At 61.3% G+C, this 26,300-nt stretch carries 20 protein-coding genes; 12 read left to right on the forward strand and 8 right to left on the reverse strand.

Features of this window, described 5'->3' with window-relative positions; genetic code table 11:
- Position 1: 1 nt before the first annotated feature.
- Positions 2 to 1,021 (forward strand): Gfo/Idh/MocA family oxidoreductase, encoded by a 1,020-nt coding sequence (locus VJ464_20560; GenBank protein HKQ07529.1) that lies wholly within the window; start codon positions 2 to 4, stop codon positions 1,019 to 1,021.
- On the forward strand, positions 1,022 to 1,618 hold the full coding sequence (locus tag VJ464_20565; GenBank protein ID HKQ07530.1) for an acyltransferase: 597 nt from the start codon (positions 1,022 to 1,024) through the stop codon (positions 1,616 to 1,618). It abuts the gene before it with no gap.
- Positions 1,619 to 1,704: 86 nt separating this feature from the next.
- Here the strand turns inward: VJ464_20565 and VJ464_20570 are convergent, their stop codons facing one another.
- Positions 1,705 to 1,893, reverse strand: a complete 189-nt coding sequence (locus VJ464_20570; GenBank protein HKQ07531.1) for a hypothetical protein — start codon at positions 1,891 to 1,893, stop codon at positions 1,705 to 1,707.
- A gap of 130 nt (positions 1,894 to 2,023) precedes the next feature.
- A complete protein-coding gene (arsC, locus tag VJ464_20575; protein HKQ07532.1) occupies positions 2,024 to 2,377 on the reverse strand; it encodes an arsenate reductase (glutaredoxin) in 354 nt (117 codons plus the stop codon).
- A 106-nt stretch (positions 2,378 to 2,483) separates the two neighbouring features.
- Between arsC and VJ464_20580 the strand changes: the two genes are divergently transcribed.
- From VJ464_20580 to VJ464_20605, 6 genes are all read left to right on the forward strand, one after another.
- Positions 2,484 to 3,536: an MBL fold metallo-hydrolase gene (locus tag VJ464_20580; protein ID HKQ07533.1), complete on the forward strand. Its 1,053-nt coding sequence runs from the start codon at positions 2,484 to 2,486 to the stop codon at positions 3,534 to 3,536.
- A 6-nt stretch (positions 3,537 to 3,542) separates the two neighbouring features.
- The gene (gene ligA, locus VJ464_20585; GenBank protein ID HKQ07534.1) at positions 3,543 to 5,762 is read left to right on the forward strand and encodes an NAD-dependent DNA ligase LigA; all 2,220 of its coding nucleotides are present in this window, start codon (positions 3,543 to 3,545) and stop codon (positions 5,760 to 5,762) included.
- A gap of 24 nt (positions 5,763 to 5,786) precedes the next feature.
- The gene (locus tag VJ464_20590; GenBank protein HKQ07535.1) at positions 5,787 to 6,863 is read left to right on the forward strand and encodes an ABC transporter ATP-binding protein; all 1,077 of its coding nucleotides are present in this window, start codon (positions 5,787 to 5,789) and stop codon (positions 6,861 to 6,863) included.
- A gap of 126 nt (positions 6,864 to 6,989) precedes the next feature.
- Positions 6,990 to 7,850 carry an ABC transporter permease gene (locus VJ464_20595; protein ID HKQ07536.1) on the forward strand — a complete coding sequence of 287 codons (861 nt, stop codon included), beginning with the start codon at positions 6,990 to 6,992 and terminating at the stop codon, positions 7,848 to 7,850.
- Between the two features lie 89 nt (positions 7,851 to 7,939).
- The gene (locus VJ464_20600) at positions 7,940 to 9,670 is read left to right on the forward strand and encodes a carbamoyltransferase C-terminal domain-containing protein (protein HKQ07537.1); all 1,731 of its coding nucleotides are present in this window, start codon (positions 7,940 to 7,942) and stop codon (positions 9,668 to 9,670) included.
- On the forward strand, positions 9,670 to 10,608 hold the full coding sequence (locus VJ464_20605; protein ID HKQ07538.1) for an SDR family oxidoreductase: 939 nt from the start codon (positions 9,670 to 9,672) through the stop codon (positions 10,606 to 10,608). The genes VJ464_20600 and VJ464_20605 overlap by 1 nt, the downstream gene beginning before the upstream one ends.
- A gap of 43 nt (positions 10,609 to 10,651) precedes the next feature.
- Here VJ464_20605 and VJ464_20610 read toward each other — a convergent pair whose 3' ends face one another.
- The 3 genes from VJ464_20610 to VJ464_20620 form a co-directional block, all read right to left on the reverse strand.
- A complete protein-coding gene (locus VJ464_20610; protein ID HKQ07539.1) occupies positions 10,652 to 11,587 on the reverse strand; it encodes a histone deacetylase in 936 nt (311 codons plus the stop codon).
- 144 nt (positions 11,588 to 11,731) lie between these two features.
- Positions 11,732 to 12,445, reverse strand: coding sequence for an ABC transporter ATP-binding protein (locus VJ464_20615; protein ID HKQ07540.1), 714 nt, complete (start codon positions 12,443 to 12,445; stop codon positions 11,732 to 11,734).
- A 269-nt stretch (positions 12,446 to 12,714) separates the two neighbouring features.
- Positions 12,715 to 15,270 carry a sugar-binding protein gene (locus tag VJ464_20620; GenBank protein ID HKQ07541.1) on the reverse strand — a complete coding sequence of 852 codons (2,556 nt, stop codon included), beginning with the start codon at positions 15,268 to 15,270 and terminating at the stop codon, positions 12,715 to 12,717.
- A gap of 341 nt (positions 15,271 to 15,611) precedes the next feature.
- On the opposite strand from VJ464_20620, the gene VJ464_20625 reads away from it, so the two are divergent.
- A complete protein-coding gene (locus VJ464_20625) occupies positions 15,612 to 15,953 on the forward strand; it encodes a hypothetical protein (GenBank protein ID HKQ07542.1) in 342 nt (113 codons plus the stop codon).
- 101 nt (positions 15,954 to 16,054) lie between these two features.
- Here VJ464_20625 and VJ464_20630 read toward each other — a convergent pair whose 3' ends face one another.
- Together VJ464_20630 and hemW are read right to left on the reverse strand one after the other, a co-directional pair.
- Positions 16,055 to 17,206: a VWA domain-containing protein gene (locus VJ464_20630; GenBank protein ID HKQ07543.1), complete on the reverse strand. Its 1,152-nt coding sequence runs from the start codon at positions 17,204 to 17,206 to the stop codon at positions 16,055 to 16,057.
- A 152-nt stretch (positions 17,207 to 17,358) separates the two neighbouring features.
- On the reverse strand, positions 17,359 to 18,549 hold the full coding sequence (gene hemW, locus VJ464_20635; protein HKQ07544.1) for a radical SAM family heme chaperone HemW: 1,191 nt from the start codon (positions 18,547 to 18,549) through the stop codon (positions 17,359 to 17,361).
- Positions 18,550 to 18,688: 139 nt separating this feature from the next.
- On the opposite strand from hemW, the gene VJ464_20640 reads away from it, so the two are divergent.
- The 3 genes from VJ464_20640 (at position 18,689) to VJ464_20650 (ending at position 25,825) form a co-directional block, all read left to right on the forward strand.
- Positions 18,689 to 23,746, forward strand: a complete 5,058-nt coding sequence (locus VJ464_20640; GenBank protein HKQ07545.1) for a C25 family cysteine peptidase — start codon at positions 18,689 to 18,691, stop codon at positions 23,744 to 23,746.
- A 349-nt stretch (positions 23,747 to 24,095) separates the two neighbouring features.
- Positions 24,096 to 25,070: an NAD-dependent epimerase/dehydratase family protein gene (locus tag VJ464_20645; protein HKQ07546.1), complete on the forward strand. Its 975-nt coding sequence runs from the start codon at positions 24,096 to 24,098 to the stop codon at positions 25,068 to 25,070.
- Positions 25,067 to 25,825, forward strand: coding sequence for a glycosyltransferase family 2 protein (locus VJ464_20650; protein HKQ07547.1), 759 nt, complete (start codon positions 25,067 to 25,069; stop codon positions 25,823 to 25,825). Before VJ464_20645 ends, VJ464_20650 begins: the two co-directional genes overlap by 4 nt.
- On the opposite strand, the gene VJ464_20655 is transcribed toward VJ464_20650, so the two are convergent.
- The gene (locus VJ464_20655; GenBank protein ID HKQ07548.1) at positions 25,826 to 26,269 is read right to left on the reverse strand and encodes a hypothetical protein; all 444 of its coding nucleotides are present in this window, start codon (positions 26,267 to 26,269) and stop codon (positions 25,826 to 25,828) included.
- Positions 26,270 to 26,300 lie beyond the last annotated feature (31 nt).

Genomic DNA, 26,300 nt, shown 5'->3' on the forward strand with positions numbered 1-26,300 from the left:
AATGAATCCATCAACGCCCCGGCGCGTCGCGGTTGTCGGCGCGGGCTACTGGGGCATCAATCACGTTCGCAATTTTTATGAGATGGGGGCGCTCGGCCTGGTCTGCGACACCTACGCGCCGTCGCTGGCGCGCATCCGCGAGAAATTTCCTGAAGCGCGTATCGAGCCGGATTTGAACGCCGCGCTCGAAGACCCGAACATTCGCGGCGTCGTCATTGCGACGCCCGCCGAGACGCATTACCGACTGGCGCGGCGGGCTATCGAAGCCGGCAAAGATGTGCTGGTCGAAAAGCCGCTGACCCTCGACGTCGCAGAGGGCGAAGCGCTGGTCGAGCTGGCCAACGCGCGCGGCGCCATTCTGATGGTTGGTCACCTGCTGGAATACCACACCGCGGTGCTGCGGTTGCGCCAGTTGATCGCTTCGGGCGAGCTCGGCGAGCTGCGCTACATCTATTCGAACCGCTTGAACCTCGGCAAGGTGCGCCGCGAAGAGAACATTCTCTGGAGCTTCGCGCCGCACGACATCGCGATCATTCTGCGCCTGGTCGGCGCGTGGCCGACGCGTGTGGCGGCCACCGGCGGCGCTTACCTGCAACCGAAGATTGCCGACGTCACGGTCACCAATATGGAGTTCGCTTCCGGGGTGCGCGCGCACATCTTCGTTAGTTGGCTGCACCCGCACAAAGAGCAGCGGCTGGTGGTCATCGGCTCGAAGAAGATGGCGGTCTTTGATGACGTGCGCCAGACGGACAAGCTGGTGATCTATGACCAAGGCGTCGAGATCGTTAACGGCGAGCCGGTGATGCGCAATCATGGCGGCACAGCCGTTCAGCTCGAAGCCGGCGAGCCGCTGCGCCGCCAGTGCGAGCAGTTTCTCAGATCAATCGAAACCCGCGAGCGCGCCATCACCGACGGCGAAAGCGGCCTGCGCGTCCTGCGTGTGCTAGACGCCGCCGAACGCTCGCTCGCCACAGGCGGACAGCCGGTCGACGTGATGGCGAGAAAAGAGATGCGAGGCTGAATGGCAAAAGATTATTTCGTTCACGAATCGAGTTATGTTGACGAGCCGTGCGAGATCGGCGAAGGCACGAAAATCTGGCACTTCTCGCACGTCATGAGCAATTCGCGCATTGGCCGTCGCTGCAACATCGGCCAGAATGTCGTCATCTCGCCGCAGGTGACGATTGGCGACAACGTCAAGATTCAAAACAACGTCTCGGTCTACACCGGCGTCATTCTGGAAGACGATGTCTTCTGCGGGCCTTCGATGGTTTTTACCAACGTCGTCAACCCGCGCAGCCACGTGTCGCGCAAAGACGAGTACCGCACGACGCTGGTCAAGCGCGGTGCTTCGATAGGCGCGAACGCGACGGTGGTTTGCGGCCACACCGTCGGGCGCTTTGCGTTCATCGGCGCGGGCGCGGTCGTCACCCGCGACGTGCCGGACTTTGCGTTGATCGTCGGCAACCCCGGACGCCTTGCCGGTTGGATGTGCCAGTGTGGCATCAAGCTGCCGCTCACGCGCGACGCACAAAAAGACGAAGCCGCAACCTGCGCGGCTTGCGGCGCAGCTTATGCGAAGCGCGCCGGCATGGTCTCCGAAGCGTCAGGCGCGTAGGTGATGGATTGAGTCATTTAAGGTGAGGTGAAAACAGGGGTGTAAGCGGCGAGGCTGTCATAGGCAGCCTCGCTTTATTTTTATGCTTACGCAGCGATGTGATCGTCGGTGATCGGCAGGCTGATCTGATTATCGGGCGCGGGCCGCAGCTCGATTTTGATTTCGCGCTCGGCGCCGCATTCGTAACAGGTTTGCACCAATCGGTTATCCAGGGCGCGCGGGTGCGGAACGCCCCAGTAATGCGCGTGATTTCTCAAAAAAGCAAGTAGTGACATCGTCTTCTCCTCAGTTGTTGAAAGAACCGCTTCGGGGTTTCTGTGCCCTCTCATTCATGTTAGACGACGAATACAGGCCGATTGCTGCAAAAAATCTTGCAGCCCGGTGATTTTTTTTTAAGCAGCCGGCTCAAAGCAGGGTGTCGAGATTCTCAACCGGGCGCGCCAGCACCGCTTTGTCGCCGCGCACGACGATGGGGCGCTGCATCAGGTCGGGGTGCGCGACCATCAGGCGGATCAACTCGTCATCTGACACGTCGCGCTTGCCTAGCTCAAGCTCGCGATAAATCGTTTCGCCCTTGCGCAGCAGCTCGCGCGGCGGGATGCCGAGCTTATCAATCAGCGCGCGCAGTTCCGGCTCCGCAAGCGGCGTCTCGTAATAATTGACCGCCTCGAACTCGACGCCGCATTCTTTCAGGCGGCCCAGCGTCTTCCGGCAAGTCGTGCAGGTCGGCTTTTGATAGACCTTGATCTTATCGCTCATCTCTTGCCTCCAGAGCGATTCTATCACAGCCACGCCGCGCCGCGCCGCGCCACATCCGTCTCCGCATATCTGATATAATATTACTTCAAGCATGAAGGAGTAGATTTTGAAAGTCGTATACGATAGGGGAATTTATCTGCCTGAGATTGACCTGTGGATGGACGCGCGGCGGCGCTGCCAGTTATCGGTCATCTCGCACGGGCACGCCGATCACATTCAGCATCACCAGAGCATCATCGCCACGCCGGCGACGGCGCGCATCTTCGAGCACCGCATCAAGCGCACGGACGCCCTGCTGCTCGACTTTTATGAAACGCGCGACTTCGGCAACTTCAAGCTGACCTTTTACCCGGCGGGCCATGTTCTCGGCTCGGCGCAAACCTTGATCGAATACGATGGCGAGCGCATCGTCTACACCGGCGACTTCAAGCTGCGCACAGGGCTATCGTGCGAAGCGCCTGAGATCGTGCCGTGCGACACGCTGATCACCGAATGCACCTTCGGCCAACCGCACTTCGTCTTCCCAGACGACGCGCACGTCCACCGCTTGCTCTGCGAGCACGTAGACGAAGCCTTCAAAGCTGGCTTGCAGCCGGTGGTCTTCGGCTATTCGCTGGGCAAGAGCCAGGAGGCGCTGAAGATTCTGCTGCGCAGCGGCTATTCGGTCGCCGTGCATCATTCGATCATGGCCATCGTTGATATTTACCGCGAGATGGGAATTGAATTTGAAGGCGATTATCGCCCGCTCGATTGCAGCGACACGGACGGCCTGGTGGTGCTGGCGCCGCCGGGGGCGCGCAATGGCAGGGCGATGCAGTTGATCGAAAGGCCATACACCATCTACTTGAGCGGCTGGGGACTGGACGCGCGGGCGCGCTACCGTTATCAAACCGACGTGGTGCTGCCGCTGTCGGATCACGCGGGCTTTGACGACCTGGAACACTACGCCATTGCGTCGGGCGCAAAGAAAGTGTATACGCTTTACGGCGACCACACATTTGCGGCGCACCTGCGGCAGCAAGGTATTGACGCAGAGCATCTGCATCCGCTCCCGGTCATGCAGGCCGCGCCGCCGCGTAAGCCGTCAAGCAGCCGACGGCGCGTCAAAGACGAAGCGACAATGAGCCTGTTTGAGTGGATCGAAAGCGCCACGAGTTAAGGTTGAATGGCGAGCAAGAGAGCGAGCGCACAAGAAGAGATTAGGCGGTTGCGCGAACAGTTGCGCTATCACGACGAGCGCTACTACGTTCACAGCGACCCGGAGATCAGCGATTACGAATACGACCAGTTGCTAAAGCGGCTCGGCGAGCTTGAGGCCGCGCACGCGGAACTGGTCACGCCCGATTCACCAACCCAACGCGTCGCGGGTCGTCCCGTCGAGAGCTTCGCGGAAATCCGCCACCGCGTGCCGATGCGCTCGCTCGACAACACCTATTCGGTCGAAGAGCTTAAAGAATGGGGCGCGCGGGCGCGGCGCGGCGCGGGGCGCGACGAGATCGAATACGTCGCCGAGCTGAAGATTGACGGCATCAGCATGTCTTTGCTCTACGAGCAGGGCGCACTGACGCGCGGGGTGACACGCGGCGATGGCGTCGTCGGCGATGACGTGACGCAGAACGTCCGCACCATCCGCTCGCTGCCGCTGCGACTGCGCCCCGAGGCTTTCGCGCCGCTTGAGCCGGACGAGCCAACGGCATCGCAAAAGCGCAAAGGCGCGGCGAGAGCTGCCGACCAGGCATCGCTGTTCGACTTTGGCGCGAGCCCCGGCGAGCCGCTTGCGGCGGGCGTGATGCCACAAGAGATCATCGTGCGCGGCGAAGTCTTTCTACCCAACGACGCCTTTCGCAAGCTCAACGACGAGCAGGCCGAGAAGGGCTTGCCGCTGTTCGCGAACCCGCGCAACGCGACGAGCGGCACGATGAAATCGCTCGACGCGCGCGTCGCCGCCGAACGCCGCCTCGACATCTTTTGCTATGACCTGTTGTTTGATGGCCGCAAGCCGTTCGCGACCCACTGGCAGGCGCTCGGTTGGTTGGCGCGCGCCGGCTTTAAGGTCAACCCGCTGCGTCGCCTCTGCCCATCCATCGAGGCGGTGATCGCCGAGATTGAAAAGTGGGGCGAGCAGCGTGACGCGCTCGGCTACGAGATTGACGGCGTCGTCATCAAGGTCAACCGCGTAGACTTGCAGGAAGAGCTTGGCTCGACGGCGAAAGCGCCGCGCTGGGCCGTCGCCTACAAGTACCCGCCGCGCCAGGCGACGACCCGGCTCAATGACATTACGGTGCAGGTCGGGCGCGTCGGCACGCTGACGCCCGTGGCCGAGCTCGAACCGGTGCTGCTCGCCGGCACCACTGTATCTCGTGCTTCGCTGCACAACGAAGACAACATCAAGCGGCTCGGCGTGATGATCGGCGATTATGTCTTGATCGAAAAGAGCGGCGAGATCATTCCGCAGGTCATCAAGGTCATCGAATCAAAACGCCAGGGCCGCAATCGTGAGCTGCGCGAATTCCGCATGCCGGCCACCTGCCCGGTTTGCAACGAGCCGGTGGTGCGCAGCGAAGGCGAAGCCGCGTGGCGCTGCGTCAACGCCGCTTGCCCCGCGCGGCTCAAGGCCGGATTGAAGCAGTTCGCTTCGCGCCGCGCCATGCGCATCGAAGGCTTGGGCGAAGCCTTGATCGATCAGCTCATCTCCGAAGGCACGAAGAAAGACAAGAAGGGCGAGACACTGTTCAACGAACAGGGCGAGCCTGAGAAGCGACCGCCGCTGGTGCGCGACTTCGCCGACCTATATCACCTTGAGAAGAACCGTGATGATTTGATCGCGCTCGAACGCTTCGGCGAAAAATCTGCCGACAATCTGCTGCGACAGATCAGCGAGAGCCGCAACAACGATCTGGCGCGCTTGATCTACGGCCTGGGCATTCGCCACGTCGGCGAGCGCACGGCGCAGATTCTTGCCAACGAGTTTGCCTCGCTCGATGAAGTGATGAACGCCAGCCAGGAACGCCTGGCGAGCATCTTTGAGATCGGCCCGGTCGTCGCGGCGGCGATTGCCGAATGGTTCGCCGAGCCGCGCAACCGCGAATTGATCGCGCGCTTGAAAGCCGCCGGCGTCAAGCCCGCGCGCCAGCAACAAGACGCGCCGACGAATCGCCAGCTCGAAGGCAAACAGTTTGTGCTGACCGGCAGGCTGACGCGCTTCACACGCGACGAGGCAAAGCAGATGATCGAGCAGCGCGGCGGGCGCGTCACCGGCTCTGTAACTAAGAAGACAGATTATGTGGTCGCCGGCGAAGACCCCGGCTCGAAGCTCGACCGCGCGGGTGAGCTTGGCATCAAGGTGCTGGACGAGCAAGCGCTGGTTGAACTGCTCGGCGGATAGATTGGAGGCGGCGGCGCGGCAAAGATGGACGACGCTTATGAGGTGGAGCTCGACAACGTCACGCGGCGCTTTGGCGACCTGACGGCGGTTGACGCGGTAACCCTCGGCATCCGGCGCGGCGAATTCCTGACCCTGCTCGGCCCGTCGGGTTGCGGCAAGACGACGCTGCTTAGAATGATCGCCGGCTTTGCCATGCCCGACAGCGGGCGCGTGCGCCTGGGTGGGCGCGACGTTACTGACCTGCCGCCTTACCGTCGCGATGTGACCACGGTCTTCCAACAGTACGCCCTCTTCCCGCACATGAACGTCTTTGACAATGTGGCCTTCGGGCTGCAACGCCGGCGCGTGGCGAAAGATGAAATCCGCCGCCGCGCCCACGACGCTCTGGAGATGGTTCGCCTGAGCGGATTGGATGAGCGCACACCTGCCGAGCTGTCCGGCGGCCAACAGCAGCGCGTCGCGCTGGCCCGCGCGCTGGTGCTTGAGCCGCGCGTGCTGCTGCTCGATGAGCCGTTAGCGGCGCTCGATTTGAAACTGCGCAAACAGATGCAGCTTGAGCTGAAAGGCTTGCAGCGGCGACTCGGCATCAGCTTTATCTACGTCACTCACGATCAAGAAGAAGCCCTGACGATGAGCGACCGCATCGTCGTGATGAATGCGGGACACGTCGAGCAGATCGGTCGCGCCGAAGAGATTTACGAGCGCCCCGTCAGCGAATTCGTCGCCGGCTTCATCGGCATCTCGAACATCATTGAAGGCACGGTCGCGGAAGTGCGCGACGGCCTTTCCATCGTCAACATCAATGATGCGCCGGTCACGGTTCAAGGTGACGAGGTGGCCGCGGGCGACCGCGTCCGCCTGATGGTGCGGCCTGAAAAGATCAAGCTGTCGAAGGATGGCGCAGCGGGCGCGCTCGGCGGGCGCATCGAGTCGGCGGTCTATCTCGGCGAAAGCACGCAATGGCGCGTCCTGCTAGACGGCGGGCAAGCCATCACCGCGCTTGAGCAGAATCAACAGCCGTTCGATTCTTCGCAGGCGCGCATCGGCCAATCGGTCGCGGTCAGTTGGGAACCGGCCAGCGCCGTGATCCTTCGCGGCTGATGCGGTTGATGATGCGGTGTTCAATCGGGTGTAGCCTGGGAGCGCGGGCATCTTGCCCGCCCGTCTTGCGCATGCGCGAAGTTGCGGGCGAGACGCCCGCGCTCCCAGGCCATAGCAAATCGAAAAATGCAATCGAACGCAACCAACACAAAACGGCGCGGCGGCTGGTTGATGCTGCCTGCCGCCGGCTGGCTGCTGCTGTTCTTGATTGCGCCGCTCGTCATCGTCGTGATCGTCAGCCTGGCGACGCGCGGCCCGTATGGCAAAACCATCTACGATTTGTCACCTGCCAATTTCCTGCGCGCCATAGACCCGCTCTACCTGCGCGCTTACTGGCGCACGGTCTGGATCGCGACGGCAACGACGGCGCTCTGCCTGATTGCCAGTTACCCTGTGGCTTATTATCTGGCGTTGCGCGCCGGGCAGCGTTGGAAACGATTGCTGCTCGTGCTGACGGTGATTCCCTTCTGGACAAGTTTCTTGATTCGCACCTATGCATGGATGCTGTTGCTGCGCAGCGAAGGCGTCATCAATTCATTGCTGCTGCACGCGGGACTGATTCACGAGCCGCTGAAATTGCTATATAACGACTTCGCGGTGCTGGTCGGGCAGGTCTATGGCGAGCTGCCGTTTATGATTCTGCCGATCTATGTGGCGCTCGAACGCCTGGACACACGTTTGCTCGAAGCGGCGCAAGACCTCGGCGCCAATCGCTTCTGGACATTTGTAAAAGTGACGCTGCCGCTGTCGCGCCCCGGACTTGTCGCAGGCATCGTGCTGGTCTTCATCCCGTCGCTCGGCGCGTTCATCACGCCCGACCTGCTGGGCGGCGCCAAATCGATCATGGTCGGCAATCTGATTCAGAACCAGTTCGCGCAACTCAATCAACCGTTCGGCTCGGCGCTGTCGTTGCTGTTGACCGCTGCCGTCTTGCTGCTGCTCGCCATCGCCTTAAAAGCCGGCTTGAAAGCCGCCGAGCTTGCTTGAGGCGCAAAGCGCCTGCGTGATGGCTGCCTTGAAAAGCTTGCCCGCTGATGGTTATCGTATAGGTTCAGATTAAGGACGGAAGCGCTTTAATGAACATACTCGGACTATCGGGACAGGAGCGCGACGCGGCGGCGGCGCTGGTGCGGAAGGGGCGCGTCGTTGCCGCCATCGAAGAAGAAAAACTGGCGCGCATTCGCCACATCGGCATGAATTACGCCGGCGGCCTGCCGGAGCGCGCCATTCAGTTCTGCCTGGAGCGCGCCGGCATCACCTACGACCAGCTCGATTACATCGCCTATTACCTCGAGCCTTATAAGCAGTTTCATCGAGAGATTGCTTTCAGCTCGACGCGCGCCACACATGCGCTCGACGCCGATGCCATCGAAGACTTCCCGCCTTACTTCGTTGACAGTCTTAACGAGCTGAAGCAGCGGCTGCGCACTCGGCGGATGATCGAATCGCGCCTGTCCGCGAAAGGGAAGTTCATCGCCGTGCCGCATCACCTGGCGCATGGCGCGAGCAGCTTCTACGCTTCCGGCTTTGAGCGAGCCGCTGTCATCTCCGCCGACCATCGCGGCGATATGACGACGACTGCCTTGATGACCGGCACCGGCCACGAGCTGCGGCTCAACGCCGAAGCGCAATTCCCCAACTCGCTCGGCCTCGTCTATAACGCGGTCACCGCGGCGCTCGGCTTCGATTACGAAGGCGACTGGCACAAGACCATGTGGCTGGCGCCGACCGGCGAGAATCGCTTCAATGATCTCTTCAACGATCTGCTCGCGGTTGACCCGAGCGGCCTGCCATTGCTCAACCAGGAGTTCTTCAGTATTGATGCGCGCGGCATCGCGGCGCTATCGGAAAAGTTTTTTGAGCGCGCCGGGATCAAGCCGCGGGCTCGAAACGAGGCGCTGACCGGCACCCATCGTGACCTTGCCGCCAGCCTGCAAGCGCGCCTCGAAGAGGCGCTCTGCGACATTGCCGCGCGCCATCGCGAGGCGACCGGCGAAGACAGTCTTTGTCTGGCGGGCGGCGTGGCGCTGAATAGCCTGGCCAACGCGGCGCTCGAACGCCGCGCCGGCTTCACGCGAATCTTCGTGCAGCCGGCGGCAGGCAACGCCGGCGCATCGCTGGGCGCGGCGCTTTACGTCCATCACCAGATGCTCGGCAATCGCGAGCGCCTCTACCGCATGGAGCACGCTTTCCTAGGCCCGCAAACCACCGACGACGAGATCAAGAGTGTGCTGGATAACTGTAAGCTGGCTTACGAATACTTTCTGACCGAAGACAAGCTGATTGCCGAAGCCGCTCGCCTGCTGGCTCAAGGCCACATCACCGGCTGGTTTCGCGGCGCGATGGAGTTCGGGCCGCGGGCGCTGGGCGCGCGCAGCATTCTGGCGTCGCCGGTTTCCGAGATGATGCGCGACAACCTGAACGTCTACATCAAGCGCCGCGAAGATTATCGCCCGTTTTCGGCCTCCGTGCCGGAAGAGCGCGCCGCCGAATTCTTCGAGCCGAGCGCGCTGACCGAGTTCCTGCAAGGGATCAGCCGCATTCGCGAGGACAAGCGGGCGTTGATTCCCGCGGCGGTCTTCGGCAACGACCTGGTGCGCGTCCACAGCGTCAATCGTAAGACCAACCCGGCGTTCTGGAAGCTGCTGACGAAGTTCGGCGAAGCGACGGGCGTGCCCGTCTTACTGAACACCTCATTCAACCTCTTCGGCGAGCCGGTGGTGTCAACGCCGCGCGAAGCCGTGCGCGGCTTTTATTGTTCCGGCATCGATTGCCTGACCATCGGCAATTTCCTGATCAAGAAATAATGAGCAAACGACTTTATCTGATCACCGGCGGCGCGGGCTTCATCGGCAGCCACCTCTGCGAGCGACTGGTTCAAGAGGGCCAGGGCGTGCGCGTGCTCGATAATTTTTTCGCCGGCAAAGCAGCGAACCTCGAACCGTTCAAGGATAACGTCGAGGTGATACGCGGCGACATCCGCGACGCGCGCACCGTGGCTGATGCGATGCGCGGCGTTGATATCGTGTTTCACGAAGCCGCGCTCGGCTCGGTGCCGCGCTCGGTGGCCGACCCCTTGAGCACGCACGAGGTCAACATCAACGGCACCTTGAACGTCTTGCTCGCGGCGCGCGACGCGGGCGTACGGCGAGTGGTTTCGGCATCCAGCTCGTCGGTCTACGGCGACACGCCGACGCTGCCCAAGCATGAAGGGATCACGCCGCAGCCGCTCTCGCCCTATGCGCTGTCAAAGCTCACGGGCGAGCAATACATCAGCGTCTTCAATAAAGTCTATGGATTTGAGGCGGTGGCGCTGCGTTACTTCAACATCTTCGGGCCGCGCCAGGACCCTGAGTCGCAATACGCGGCGGTGATCCCGCGCTTTGTCACTGCCTTGTTCGAAGGCCGCCAACCGGTAATCTATGGCGATGGTCAGCAGTCGCGCGATTTTACTTTTGTCGAGAACGTCGTCGAAGCGAATTTGCTGGCGTCGGAGGCCGAAGGCATCGCGGGCCGCGCCTTCAATGTCGCCTGTGGCGGACGTTACACATTGCTCGACGTGCTGGCGAGGCTGAAGGGGATCATCGGCAGCGCCGTCGAGCCACTTCACGAAGCCGCCCGCCGCGGTGACGTGCGCGATTCGCAAGCTTCAATAGATGCGGCTGCCGAGGCTTTCGGCTACCGCGTCAAAGTGGATTTTGATGAAGGCTTGCGGCGCACGGTGGCGTGGTACAAGGCGCAGTAGGATGTGGCGCAAGCTGTTAGCTTGCGCCACATGACAAGCGACTTCATGCCGACAATGCGGCAACGTGCGTTCTGACCGTCTCGCCGAGCGTATCCAGATTGTAACCACCTTCGAGCACCGAAACGACGCGGCTGTGACCGTGGCGCTCGGCCATGCCCATCACCTCTTTGGTCATCTCGCGAAAGTCAGCGTCTTCTAACAGCAGGCCGCCCAGTGGGTCGCCGCGCCGCGAATCGAAGCCGGCAGAGATGAGGATAAGATCGGGCGGGAAGCGCGCCTCAATCGCCCGCAAGGCGTCGCTGAACGCTTGCCGGTGATCGCGCGCCGAAGTGCCTTCGCGTAGCGGCACATTGAGCGTGGTGTCCTGGCCGCGCCCTTCGCCGCGCTCGGTCGCCGCGCCGGTGCCGGGATAATACGGGTATTGATGCGTCGAGAAATAATAGACCGTCGGGTCACTGTAGAAGATGTCCTGTGTGCCGTTTCCATGATGCACGTCCCAATCGATGATCAAGACGCGCTCGGCACCGTAGGCGGTCTGCGCGTAACGCGCGCCAATCGCCGCGTTGTTGAATAAACAGAAGCCCATCGCCCGGCTCGGCGTCGCGTGATGGCCGGGCGGACGCACCAGCGCAAAGGCGTTCTGTGCTGTGCCGCCGAACACCTGATCGATGCCGACAAGAACCGCGCCCGCCGCCAGCCGCGCCACTTCAAATGATTGCTCGCTGATCACCGTGTCGAGGTCAATGTAAGGTACGCCACGTTCGCAGAGCTTACGAATCTGCTCGATTAAGCGCTCGCTGTGACAGCGCGCGATCTCCGCGTCGCCGGCCTCGCGCGGCGCCAGCCGGGCCAGGCGCTGCCAGAGCGCTTGATCATTTTCCAGCGCCTCAAGGATTACATCGAAGCGCCTGGAATTTTCGGGGTGATGGCCGGTCTTGTGCAGACGCGACGCCGCATCGTAAACGAGTGCCGTGGTCATGCGAGGATTATAAGAAAGGCAAAAGGCAAAAGTAAAAAGGCAAAAGTGGCGGAGCCGGATTAATAGATAGCCTGAAGCTATTTATTTAATCCCCTGCTGCCCTTTTGCCTTTTTACTTTTGCCTTTTGCCTTGCGGCGCAGCCGCTAGACGGTTACGGGCGGGGCGGTCTTCTCTTCGTCCACGACCAGGCCGTCGAACACATGCACGGTGCGGTCGGCGTGCGAGGCATAGCGCTGGTCGTGCGTCACCATGCAGATGGTCGCGCCCTGCTGGTGCAATTCGCTGAGCAGTTCCATGACCGCTTCGCCATTGACCGAATCGAGGTTCCCCGTAGGCTCGTCTGCGAGCAGGATGAGCGGGTCGCCGGCGACGGCGCGGGCGACGGCGACGCGCTGCTGCTGACCGCCGGAGAGCTGGCTGGGCAGGTGCTTGGCGCGGTGCGCCATGCCGACACGCTCAAGCGCCGCGCGCACGCGGTCGCGGCGCTCATTGGCGCGCATGCCGCGATAGGTGAGCGGCAGCTCGACATTCTCGTAAACCGAGAGGTCGCCGATGAGGTTGAAACTTTGAAAGATGAAACCGACTTCGCGGTTGCGGATGCGGGCGCGCTCAGACAAGGGCAGATCGGCAACCGGCTTGCCGCCGAGCCAGTAGCCGCCTTCGGAAGGCGAGTCGAGGAGACCGAGAATCGATAGCAAAGTAGACTTGCCGCATCCCGAGGGTCCGGCAATTGAGATATATTCGCCGCGCTCGATTTCCAGGTGAATGCCCGACAGCGCATGGGTTTCGACTTCGTCGGTGAGAAAGACTTTGGTCACGCCTTCGAGCTTGATCAGCGGTTGATCGTTCGCGCTCATCTATTCACTCCTTCCGCAGGGAGCGCGGCGCTGGGCCTTCGCGCGCTCGATAAATAATCTGGGCTTAACCGCCTTCGCCCTGATTACGTTTGGCGCACCTCTGGCAGGTGCAGCAATGCAGGGCGTTCGGGCGACATAATTCCGCCTCAAGTTCTTCAGTGAGTGGCACGGCACCGTAAAAGGTTGCAAAAAAGATGGCAGGGCGTGGCCCGCGCCGGTCTCACCCATTAAGACGTTCGGCAATGAATAGTGTTATCGCCGGGCCACGCTTAGATGCTACGGCGGAACAGGTATGAGGTTTTGATGAAAAAGGTGCGGCTGTTGCGCCGAAAGCCCGGCTCGGGCAGGCCGGAATAAGGGTTGAAGCCGTCATAATTCATGTCGTCGTTGTAGCCGACATAAAAGCTCGTCCCCGGGTTCGGCGTCCAGCCGAACAGGTATTGACCGCGCACGCTTGATGCCAGCGAATCATAATCGAGCCGCGCTCGCGCAAACAGGAAGCGCGTGAACTGATAGGTCGAGCGGAATGACGAGATGTTATCGACAAAGACGGTGCGCCCGGTGGCATTGCGTCGCAGGCTGCTGCGCGAGTAATTGAGCGACAGCGACAGCGCGCTGGTCGGTTTGACGGTTGCGCCAAATTGCATATCCACGCCGTTGGCCGGGCCGGGATCGAGTGGCGCGCTCGGATCGAGCAAGGCCGCAGGGCTGACGCGCGAGTAACGCGGCCCGGCTCCGAAGTCGTAATCGAAAATGTTCCACCGGCGGCCAATGAAACCGACGACCTCGAGCTTTTTCGTCGGGTTGGTCCCGACGCTCACAGATAAAGCCTGGCCGACGGTTGAACGCTCCGAATCGCCCGCGAACGCGCCGGCGCGCGTAAACGTGCGCTGCGGTCCGAACTCTTCTTCGAGCAGCCGTTCATATGATCGCGAATAGCCGAAGTTCACCCAGGTCTGCCGGGTGAATTGCAGGTTGCCCCGGATGCCTTGTGTGAGGCTCTGCGAGCGGCCTTGAAAATCATAGTTGATGAAGTTGAAGCCGAAGACGCGCCACGACACCAGCCGCGCATTCTGCTTGGGGTCGTTGCTGACACGGAAAAACGCGCCATTCGAGTTGGTGTTCGTGCGCTCGACAAAGCCGACATCGGCGCGGTAATCACGCGTGCGGCCCTCGCCCATCAACGTATAGCCGAAGTGTCGCCCGGTGTAGTCGAGGTTCCAGCTATAGCCGAGGCCATTGCCTGTGCGGTAGCGGTCTTCGTCAAGCGCGGCGTCATAGAAGTGATGCCGCGAGGTGGTGCCGAGCGCCTGGAAGCTAAAGATGGTCTTCGGGTCGAGCTTGAAACGCCCATCAAAGCCGGCCAACTGGTTGTGCTGTTCGATGAAGTTATAGCTCGTGGCAATCATGCCGAGCGACGATTCGCGGCCTACGTCGCGCTTGAAGCGCAGCACGCCGACGGTGGCGTTCTTGTCGAGGAATGGCTCGATGGCGGCGCGCGTCGCCGGGTCATTGCGCTCTTCTTCAGAGAAGTTGCCCGGCGCATTATCCGAGGCCAGCAGCAATCCGAAAGAATTCCGCCCGGTCTTGCCCGTCAGCTTGACCGCATAATCGGGATCGATGATCGAGCGCGTGTGAACGGCTTGGATCGGCGTCTGAAAGATGTCGATGCCTTCGAGGAAGAACGGGCGCTTTTCGGCAAAGAAGATCGGGAAGCGCTGGTTGGCGGTAATCACCGGCTGGTCGGCTTCGACCTGCGCGAAGTCCGGGTTGGCTGTGAAGTCGAGCGTGATGTTCGAAGTCAGGCCAAGCTTGACGCTGATGCCGGGGTCGGCCTTGACCGGATTGTTGACGAAGCGGCCGTTATCGACGACGCCGGGATTATTGGCGGTAAAAGATAGCGGGTAGACGGGCGCGCGGCGTCCGGTTTCGGAAAAGGTGATCGTCGGGATGATCTCCAGCGCGCGCTCGGTCGCCAGGTTATCGAGGCCCGTCAGGTGGCCTTCCTGCTCAAGCCGGCTGACCTTGTCGCGCGAGATCGGCACCCACGAATCCATCTCGTTGTCTTGCCGGGCGATTCGCCGCCAGACGTGAATGCCCCACAGCTTGCCGTTGCCCGCCTCGTAACGCAGCGACTTGAACGGCACCGCGACTTCAACGATGTAGCCATCGTCGGTGAGCGCGCCTTTCGACTCCATGACGATGTCCACGTTCATGTCGGTTTCGCTGCCTTCGGTGTAAACGCCGTCGGCCTGGACGCCGAAAGGGTTGAAGCTGAGCATGTAGGCTTTGCGCTTGTCGTTGAAGGTGTCGAGGAAAATCAGCACGTTGTCTTCGCTGAATATCTGATCGCGGCGGGCGACGGTGGCGCGCACCTTCAGCGGGTCGTCGTAGCAATGAAAGGCGAAGTAGAGAAAGTGTGCGTCATAGCCGATGCGAACTTCGGTGGGCGCCGTCGGCGCAACGTTATCGCCGGGCTGAAACTGGTAAAAGTCGCGCAGCAGGACGGCTTTTTTCCAGATGTCGTCGTCGAGCTTGCCGTCGATCACCGGCGCGCTGTCGAAATGCGGCACGACGATGGGGCCGGCCTTTTCGGGCGGCAGCAATGAAGCGGACGGGCCGGATGCTGCCGGCTTCGTTTCATCCTTGGCAGGCTTGCTATCATCGTGCCTCTTACGTTCGACCTTTTTGGCTTCTTTCTCTGGGGCAATAGCCGCGATAACGGATGCAGGCGCGGCCTGTGCGTAAGCGACGGTAAAAGCGCCGGCGAATGACGCCAGCGCGCCAAGCAATACAATAATGGTGCGTAGGTTTGTATGAGTCAAAATCTTAAATCCGTCGGGGAGGGTTCGGCTTGTCGTCTCGCTCAACCGCCGTCCTCTTAGACGCCCGGCAGAGGGTGTTTGTTCCATTCAATGTTTTCCTGCGATTGTATAGCGTGGGCACAGCCGCTGTGGATAAAGACGTTGCCTGAAGTAAAATTGTCACATGCCATCCGCCATGCGTCTACGCTTTTGTCATGAAGGGATGGTGCGGTGCCACGAACAGCGCAATGTGCGGCTTGAACGGCGAGCCGGGGTTATTATTCCCCTACCTTAAAACCAACAAGTGACGTATAGTAATTTGCGGCTGAGTGAGCGACAATGCTTGTGGAAAGTGAGGCCATATGAGCAACGATCAAACACCAGACGACCTGACAACCAAGCCAACTCTGGAAACGGTGTTGGAACGCATCAACGCGGTTGCCAGTAGCATCGGCGAACTGCGAACGGACGTAGATCAGCGGTTCACTGCCGTCGGCGACGAGATAGCGAAACTGCGAACCGATATGAATCAACGATTCGAGGCTGTTGACACCGGAATCGCCAACCTGCGCAAAGAGGTGGAGCGGGGCTTCCGCAACACAGAGCGCAAAATGGCCTATCTCGCTAACGATTTTCTAGGGCGGCGTGCCGAGCAAGATGAATTATTAGAACGCATCGAAGCGCTCGAAAATAAAGCTTCCTAATTGTGCCCACTCGCAGGCGCAAAGATCACACTGAACCTTACGGTCGCTTCATCTTCCCCACTTTTAACTCGGTTCATAAACAAGTAACTGGCGGGTGGTCGCTACAACCCGGCGGCGCGGAATATGTCTGCGTCTGGCCGCACGTCGAGCCAATCGGGCAGGTCAGACAACCCCAGGCGCATTTTGTCTGCGACGCTGTTGGCGTAGATGCCACGGCGGAAGCGGATCGAGATATCGGCGCGCGTGCCGTAGACTTTGATCGAATGAAAACTGGCGTCATCCGCCGCCCGCTCGGTCGAATAGGCGATCACACATTCGGTGCCGATCTCTTCGACCATGCGGTTGCTCATGCCTGTAAAGGCGTCGCGCGATTCCGGCATCCAGGCCATGCCGCCGGTCTCTTCAGCCAGCCCTTTTAGCGAAAGCTCGGAGGCTTCGAGCTGGCGGTAGTAACGGCGCAGGCGGTCAATCTTTTTGCGCTGTAGGGGGTCGAGCCGCTCGTACCAGGAGAGCGCGTTAAAGGCGTCGGGCTTGAGGGCTTTCAGCAATATCTCGTTCTGCCCGGCAACGTAAATGGTCGCGCGGGCGCGATGCAGCGCGGCCAATGCCTGCTCGAACATCAACGTCGCGCCTTCGGCAACCGGCTTTTCGTATGAATCAATGCCGTCGGTGAGCAGGACGATGCTGCGGCGGCCCGGCACTTTCGACAACACCTTGTCGCAGCCATAGATGATGCTGTTATAAAAGTCGGACTCGATGCCCGGCTTGAACTTCCATTCGAGCGCCTGGCGCAGAGCCGTTTTGTTACCGGTCCAGGCCGACAGCAACTGAATGGTGTCGCCGTACGAGATGATGGCCGCGCGGTCTTCGGCGCCGAGCGCCTCGATCATCTTCAAGGCCAGCTCGCGATGCAGGTTGATATTCTTGACGGTATGCTCGCCGCTGGTGTCGAGGATGAAGAGGATGTTGGCCGGCGTGCGCAAGACGTCGTTGACTTCGTGGCGCTTGCCGTCTTCGGTGACGATGAAGTCGGTGCGCTTTAAATCGACAGGCAGGTGGCCGAAGGCGTTGCGCACGTTGACCGCCAGCAGCACTTCTTCGACACGCAGACGCACGGCATCATTGTCGTCCTCCGTGGCGTGTTGGCGCACCGGCGCTTGCTTGCGCAACCGCCCGCTCTGGGCGTAGAGATCCGCCACCACGACCAGGGTCAGGCAAAGAGCGAAAACGGCTCGAACGTTGAATCCCTTCATCGGAATCTCCACCGTTTCACGGCGCACGGCGGGTAAGCCAGCGCGCTTCAATCATCCATGGTGCGCGGGTGAATATCCCGCGTTCTTCGTTAAGCTTGCGCGCAAGCCCACAGGCCCCGCGCCACATCCTTAGTCGCTGCTTGCTCCGGCGATTATATCAATGATACGAAAACTTCGTTAGATAGCAAGCGGCCTTTGTCCGTCAGCATCATGCGCCCTTCAGCGATTTGAATCAAGTCGGCATCAGTGAGTCGCGGCAATTCATCGCCGAAGCGCTCCAGCACGTCCAGTCCGTACTCGTCGCGAAACGCCTGAAGCGCGACACCTTCGTTGAGCCGCAAACCCATAAACAACGCTTCGGCGGCGCGGTCTTCGGCTGAAAGCTCGTGCCGCTCGGCAATCGCCTGGCCGCGCTCGGCAATCGCCGCAATGTAAGCGTCGGCCTTCAAGATGTTGACCCAGCGCGCCCGCCCGTCATAAGCGTGCGCGCCGCATCCCATGCCGTAGAACGTCGCGCCCGTCCAGTATTTCATATTGTGCTGCGAGCGGAACCGCGACGGCGCGCTCCCCATGCCTTTCCACGGCTCAGGCTCAAGCCGAGCGAAGTTCGATATCTCGTACTGCTCATAGCCGGCGCGGCGCGTGGCCGCACAGATCATGCGATACATCTCGGCTGCCGTGTCGTCATCGGGCTGCGGGCGCTGGCCGCGCTTGAGCTGCGCATAAAGCTGCGTGCCTTCCTTGACTTCGAGCAGGTAAAGCGACAGGTGCTCGGGGTCGAGGCGCAGGGCTTCATCGAGGTTGAAGCGCCAGTCGGCGAGCGATTGTTCAGGTAATCCGGCAATCAGGTCGAGGCTGATATTTTCAAAGCCGGCCTCGCGCAAAGCAGCGACCGTCAGCCGAGCCTCCATTGCCGTGTGTGTGCGCGACAGGCGCGCAAGCTCTTCGTCAATGAATGATTGCACGCCGACGCTGGCGCGGTTGATGCCTGCGGCCAGCCAGCCTTCGACCTTCTGGCGCGTAAAGGTCGCCGGGTTGATTTCAATCGTCACCTCGGCTGTGGGTGCGACCGCGAAGCTCTCGCGGCAGGCGGCAACCAGCGCAGCCAATTGCTCGGCTTCGATGATTGAAGGCGTGCCGCCGCCGAAATAGATGGTATCAACGGCCATGCGATGCGGATTACTTTCCGCCAGCCGCTCGCCCCAGGCGAGAACCTCGCGCCGCACCGCGTCAACGTAGCGCGCCGCCAGGTCTTCAAAAAAATCGGTCGTGTTAAAAGCGCAGTAGGTGCATTTGCGCGCACAGAACGGGATGTGAATATAGATGCCTGCCTGCCGGTTCACGCGAGGATTATATCACGCCTTTCGTCTGCAAAATTCCTTCGTGGGTGACCTGTTTTCCGGCGACTTTGCGCATGCATGATTGAGCACAGAATTGCTGGAGGACGAAGTAATGACCGCGAGATGGGTACGCGCCGGTGTAATGACAATTTCAGCACTTGCAGTGCTGGGTCTGGCTTCGCGCCGATTTGAAGAAGCGGCTGCGACTGCCGTCTTACAGAAGCGAGCGCCCGCCGCCATCTTCACCGTCAACTCGACGGGCGACCAGGCAGACCTGACGCCTGGGGACGGGGTTTGCTTGACCGCGAACGGCGACTGTACGCTGCGGGCGGCCATAGAAGAAACCAATGCCCTGGCCGGTGCCGACACCATCAATTTCAACATTGGCGCGGGCACTCCCTCAATCACCCCGGCAACCGCGCTGCCTTCGATTACTGATAAGCTAACGATTGACGGCAATAGTGGCGGCGCGACCCGCGTGCAGATCAATGGAAGTGGCGTTGCGACAGCCGGCACGCACGGGCTGGTACTGGTTACAGGCAGCAGCGGCAGCGCGATCCGCTCGCTGGTCATCCGGCAATGGACTGGTAACGGCGTGCGCATCCAGTCAGACAACAACCTGATCGAGAACAACTACATCGGCACGAACGAAACCGGCAGCGTCGCGGCGGCAAATGGCGCGGGCGGCGTGGTGATCTCTGGCGGCTCTGGCAATACCATTGGCGGCTTGACCGTGACGGCGGGGACGGCGCCCGGCAACGTCATTTCGGGCAACGACACGAATGGCGTCATGCTCACCGCCGCCGCGACGATGAATAGCGTGCAGGGTAACCTGATCGGGATTGCCGCCGGTGGCGCGACGGCGCTGAGGAACACAGGCCACGGCGTCTTGATCGATAGCGCGCCGGCCAATACCATCGGCGGCTCGACAACAACGGCGCGGAACATCATTACCGGCGGCACCGCGACGGCTTCATTCGGCGTCTCGATTCAGGGCGAGACGAGTGACAACAACACCATAGCCGGAAATTATATCGGCACAGACATCACGGGCATGCTCGACATCGGCGCGGGCGGCGACGGCGTGCGAATCAATTCGGGGCCGGATAACAACACGATAGGCGGCCCGACTTTAACGCCCGGCACGCCGCCCGGCAATGTCATCAGCGGCAACGGCGCGACCGGCTGTGCCACCTGTGATGGCATCGAAATCGTCGGCAGCAGCACGACGCAGAACACGACGACCGGCAACAAGGTTCAGGGCAACATTATTGGCCTCAAAGCCGATGGCATGTCGGCTTTGAAGAACGAGCGCAACGGCGTCAACATCAACGACGCCTCCAGCACGACCATCGGCGGCTCGTCGGCGATGGAGCGCAATGTCATATCGGGCAATAACACAGACGCCAACACCGACGGCATAGACGTGAATGGCGAGAACGCCGACAACAACACGATTGCGGGCAATTACATCGGCACCAACATCAACGGCACGGCGGCCATTGCCAACGGCGGCAACGGCGTCTTTGTCAACGGCGGGCCGGATAACAACACGATAGGCGGCTCGACTTTAACGCCCGGCACGCCGCCCGGCAACGTCATCAGCGGCAACACCGGCGACGGCGTTGAGCTTCTCGGCGGCTCCTCCTCTGGCCATCTGGTGCGCGGCAATTTGATCGGCCTTCAAGCGGGCGGCGCGGCGGCGCTGGGCAATGGAGCTAACGGTGTACTTCTGAATGCCGTAACCAATTCGACGGTCGGCGGCGCGACTTCTGATCTGCGCAATGTCATCTCAGCCAACGGCGCCAATGGCGTGCAACTGAACGAAGGAATCGGCGGGGTCACAGACAACAACGCGGTCTCAAGCAACTACATCGGCACAGACATCACAGGCATGAACGACCTCGGCAACACGAGCGCAGGGGTCCATCTCGTCCAGGCCGATGGCGTCACTGTCGGCGGCATTACTGCAACACCCGGCACCTCGCCCGGCAACGTCATCAGCGGTAACAACACCGTCGGCATCGATGCCGACAACGCCAACGATGATGCGGTGCAGGGCAACCTGATCGGCCTGAAAGCCAATGGCACGGACGCCATGCCCAACACCAGCCACGGCATTCACATCCGCAACACCTCGGTCAGAATCGCCGTCGGCGGGACGGCAGCCGGGGCCGCCAACACCATCGCGTTCAATGGCGGCGATGGCGTGAATGTCGCGGGCGCTTCCAGTAACGGCAACTCGATCCGCGCCAACTCGATCTATTCGAACACAGGGCTAGGCATAGACCTGACCGGCGGCACCGAAAACGCCAATGGCGTGACCGCCAACGATGCGAACGATAGCGACAGTGGGGCAAACACCTTACAAAATTATCCGGTGATCACCGCCGCCAGTGTAAGCGGCGGCAGCACGACGGTCGCAGGCACCTTGAACAGCACGCCCAACATGACCTTCGCCATCGAGTTTTATTCAATGACAACCGCCGACCCTTCGGGTAATGGCGAAGCGACAAGCTATCGCGGCTCGACCTCTGTGACGACGAACGCCAGCGGCAACGCGAGCTTCAGCGGCATCGTGCTGACCACCACAGACCCGCTGATTACCGCGACCGCCACCAACACGACGGGATCGCCTGCCAACAACACTTCGGAATTCGCCGCCGACTTCACGGCGACGAGCCCGACCGCCGTCCGGCTCGAATCGTTTAAGGCCCTCGCCGACGACAGCGGCAAAGTTTATTTAGAATGGCGAACCGGCTACGAGGCAGACAACCTCGGCTTCAACCTTTACCGCGAAGTCAGGGGTCAGCGCGCGCGGATTAATCCTTCGCTGATCGCCGGGTCGGCACTGATCGCCGGCCAGGATACCGTGCTTGCCGCCGGCGATGTCTATTCGTGGGTTGACGCGCGAGGTGCGGCTGAAACGGCGGCGATGTACTGGCTCGAAGACATTGACCTGAGCGGCGGCGCAACCCTGCACGGCCCCTTCTTTACTACACCTGTGGACAAGCTCCCCGCCGAAGCCCGCGCGGTTCTGCTCAATGAGATTAAAGATTCAGGCAACTCGGCTCAGAGGCAATTGCTGCCGGCGACTGCAAGCCGCAAAGGCATGGCGAGGCTTTCAGCCGACCGCCTTGCCAACGACAGCCTTGCCAAGCAGTGGGAGATTGCCGCTCAAGCAGGCGTCAAGCTGCTGATCAAGCAAGCCGGATGGTATCGCATCACTCAGCCCGAGCTCATTGCCGCCGGTCTCGATCCAATGCGCGACCCGCGCTTCTTACAACTCTTTGCCGATGGCCAAGAGGTCGCCATGCTCGTCAACGGCGGCCTTAAAGGGCGGCTCGATTCGACCGATTCCATCGAGTTTTTCGCCACGCCACTCGACACCCCGGAGACCGCTGCGCACGCCTATTACCTCACCTTCGGCGCTCAGCCCGGTCGCCGGATCGCGGGCGTTAGCGGCCTTCCCGACAAGCCGGGCGCGGCTCAGAGCTTCGATTACACCACCGAGCTGAAGCCCCGCTTGCTCTACTTCCCTTCAATCAAGAACGGCGACGCCGACAACTGGTTCGGCCCCATCATCAGCAGCACGCCTTATACGCTCTCCTTGAACGTTTCGCTGCCTGACCTTCAAGCCGCATCGCCCGCAACGCTCGATCTGGTGACACAGGGACTCGGCCTCAACGTCGGTCACGGCGTCAGCCTTAGCCTCAACGGCTCGGTTGTCGGCACAACGCTATTCGATGGTCAGGCGCATTCAACGACCACTTTCACGCTGCCGATGTCGCTGCTGCGCGACGGCGACAACAGCATCACCTTGCAAGCTCTCAATGGCCCGAGCGATTTCAGCGTCCTCGACGCCGTGCGCCTGACCTACGCGCACCGCTTCGCCGCAGACAACGATGCCCTGCTGATGAACGTCGAAGGCGGCCAGACCATACAGGTCAGCGGCTTCCCGCAGCCCGCCGTTCGCCTTTTCGACATTACCGAGGCGATCAGCCCTGTCGAGATTCAAGGTCAGGTTGAAGCGGACGGTAATAGTTACAGGCTGACAGCGGCAGTGCCCGCCGGCAGCGGGGCGCGGCTGTTGTATGCGGTCAGCGATGCGGCAGTGCGGCATCCGGCACAGGTCATCGCCCAGCGACCCTCGACCTGGAACCGCGCCGCCAACGGCGCCGACCTCATCATCATCTCTCACGCCAGCCTCATTCCTAGCCTTGCCCCTCTCAAACAGCTCAGGCTTAAGCAGGGCTACTCCGTCGCCGTCGTTGATGTCGAAGACCTCTTCGATGAATTCTCCTTCGGCGCTCACTCGGCTGCGGCTCTCCGTGACTTCATCACCCGCGCCCATTCGCTCTGGAAGAAGAAGCCGGGCTTTGTCCTGCTTGCCGGCGACGCCAGCTACGACCCGCGCAACTATCTCGGCCTTGGCGACAATGACTTCGTGCCGACCGGGCGCATCACCACCTTGCAGTTCGAGACTGCCTCTGACGAATGGCTCGGCGACAGCGATGGCGACGGCCTGGCTGAAGTCGCCCTTGGCCGCCTGCCGGTGCGCTCTGCCGAGTCTGCGGCGCTGGTCGTCGGCAAGCTGCTCAATTATGAGAAGCAACGCCACGAGGGGGCTTTGCTGGTCGCCGACCGCAATGACGGCTACAACTTCGAGGCGGCGACGGCGGTGGTCAAGAGCCTGCTGCCGCCGGGGCTAGCGGTGACGAACATTTATCGCAGTCAGATGGATGACGCGGCGGCGCACCAGGCGGTGATGGCGGGGCTCAGTCGCGGGCCGCTGGTGGTCAATTATGCCGGGCACGGCTCGGCCAGCGTGTGGCGCGGCAGCTTGCTCGTGACCAGTGATGCAGCGGGCCTGAGCAACCGCGACCAGTTGACGGTAGTGATCTCGATGACCTGCTTGAACGGCTTGTTCAATGATCCGCGGACGGCGAGCCTGGGCGAAGCCCTGCTGTTGACGGAAGGCGGGGCGGCGGCGGTGTGGGCATCGTCGGCACAGACGAGCGGCGATGGGCAGGCGCTGATGAATCAAGAAGTGATGCGGCAACTGTTCGCAGGCGCAACGACGCGAGTGCAGGGGATGACCATCGGCGAGGCAACGAGGCGAGCGCGGCAAGCGGTCAGCGACAGTGACGTGCGGCGGAGCTGGGTGTTGTTGGGCGATCCGACGATGCGCGTGAAGTAAAGCGTCGCGGGGCGGAGGAGTCGCGAGCCTGCGAGTCGCGAGGGAGCGAGAGCGCGGCAGAGCGCACGAGAAAGCGAAGGGTCAGAGAAGCAGCGAATAACCTCTTGCCGGGGGTGACGTGGCTCTGATCCTTCGCTCTATTTCTTTTACCGACCACCTCTTCGTCGCCCGGCCTATCCGGGTCGAGCGCCATTCATGGACAGGCGAAAAAACGCTTTGGCGGTTGGCTTGTCGTCGCGAAATCGGGTATCCTTCACAGGTTATTTTACCGGCCCTGTCCGCTTGTCATCATCATCGCCGTTTTGCTTGCACAGGCTGGGGCACGTGCGAATTGGCGGAGAGAGTGTACATGATCGCTTTTGAAAAACTGTCAGGACAAAGGATCGTCGTCACCGGCGGTGCCGGCTTTGTCGGCTCCAACATCGTGCGCCGCCTCCTGCGCGAAGGCGCGCGCGTCGTCGTGCTGGATGATTTCTACACCGGCACGCTAGAGAACTTGCCCGGTGACGCCGCCGACATGGAGATCGTGCGCGGCACGGTGACCGATTACGAGATGGTGCGCGATGTCGTCCGGGGCGCTGCCATCGTCTTTCACGAAGCGGCGCGCAACATCATCGTCTCGACACGCAACCCGCGCGAGGATTACGAAGTCAACATCGGCGGCACACTGAACGTGCTGCTGGCGGCGCGCGAAACCAAAGTGCCGCGCACGGTCTACGCTTCGTCGGCTTCGGTCTACGGCAACCCGCGTTACCTGCCGATCAACGAAGACGATGCGACCAACATGCTCAGCCCTTACGCCGTCTCGAAATTCGCGGGCGAGAATTACTGCAAGGCGTTCTACGAAAGCTACGGCTTGTCAGTGGCGGCGGTGCGCTACTCGAACGTCTTTGGCACGCAGCAGCGGCCCGACAATCCTTACTGCGGAGTCATCGCCAAGTTCTTCGAGTCGGCGATGCGGAACGAAGCGCCGCGCATTCACGGCGACGGCGAGCAGACACGCGATTTCACTTACATTGACGACGTCGTCGAAGCGACGCTGATGGCCGGCATCTCGTCGAAGGCCGAGGGCCAGGTCTATAATGTCGGCACCGGGCGCGAAACGACGATCAATCAACTGGCGCGGATCATCATCCGCATCACTGGAGCGCAGGCCGAGCCGACCTACGTTGACCGCCGCGACATTGACAACATCCGCCGCCGCGTCGTCAACATCGAAAAGATTCGCCGCGAGCTGCGCTGGGTGCCATCCGTAACCATCGAAGAAGGGCTGCGCCGAACTTACCAATGGCTGAAAGAGAACAACGAGGGGAGGCTCGCATGAACGCTTCGCCGGCGCTCGATCTGAAGGTGACGACCCGCCCGCAGCCGCGCGTGTTGTGCGTCGCCCCGGCCTGGAACGAAGGCGAGCGCATCGCCCGCGTCGTCGGTGCCGTGCCGCGCGATCTCGTTGCAGCGACGGTGGTCGTGGACGACGGCTCAAGCGACGCGACCCCGGATTACGCCGAAAGCGCCGGCGCGACAGTGATTCGTCAGGGCGCTAACCGCGGCGTCGGGGCGGCGATTCGCGCCGGCATCGATTACGCGCGGGCCAATGGTTTTGATGTGGTGGTGATTGTATCGGGTGGCGGCAAGACGCCGCCTGAGCAGATTCCGCGACTGGTCGAGCCGATCCTGCGGGGCGAAGCCGAGCTGGTGCAGGGCTCGCGCTACCTCGACGGCGGTGAATACCTGCGCATGCCTTTGCGTCGCCGTGTCGGCACGCGCGGCTATACCTGGCTGTTTTCCTTCTTCTGCGGCAGGCGGGTCACTGATGCGTCGAGCGGCTTTCGCGCCATCAAGCTGTCGTTGTTCGACGACCGGCGCATCAACCTCTGGCAAGACTGGCTCGACCGTTACGAGCTGGAGCCTTATCTGCTCTTCAAAGCCCTGCGCCTGCGCCATCGCGTCATCGAGGTGCCGGTGACCATCGAGTACCCGAAGACCGATGGCATCGCTTACACGAAGATGCGCGCCATCACCGATTGGTGGAAGATCTTCCGCCCCATCGTCTTTCTGGCCTTTGGCATCAAGCGATAGTTAAGGTGTCTTCTGCTCCAGCTTGTCGAGGCGGTCTTCGTAGACCTCGTACTCGGCTCGCACCTGATAGACTTCCTCGATGAGCATTCTAAATTTCTTGGTGAGCAGGACGAACTGCTTATCAACGTCGGCGAACCGCTGATTCATCTCCGAGCGTAATGATTGAATCTCGGCAGTCAGGTCAACGCGCAGTTGTTCCTGGCCAACCCTCAGTTGCTCTTGGCCAACGCGCAGTTGCTCCTGGCCAACGCGCAGTTGCTCCTGGCCAATACGCAGTTGTTCCTGACCAGCATGTAGTTGATCTTGACCGACGCGGAGGGTCTCAATTTCTGCTCTCAGGTTGTCGCCGAGCTTATCGATGCGTTCGAGCACCGTAGTGATGGTCGGCTGGGTGTCGTATCGCGTCTTGTCATCGGGCAGTTTGTTTGTCGGGTCGTCGCTCATATCACTTCCTCTCTCACCGCATGCCCGAACA

The organism is Blastocatellia bacterium, assembly GCA_035275065.1.
In the GTDB taxonomy this organism is placed as follows: Bacteria; Acidobacteriota; Blastocatellia; order UBA7656; family UBA7656; genus DATENM01.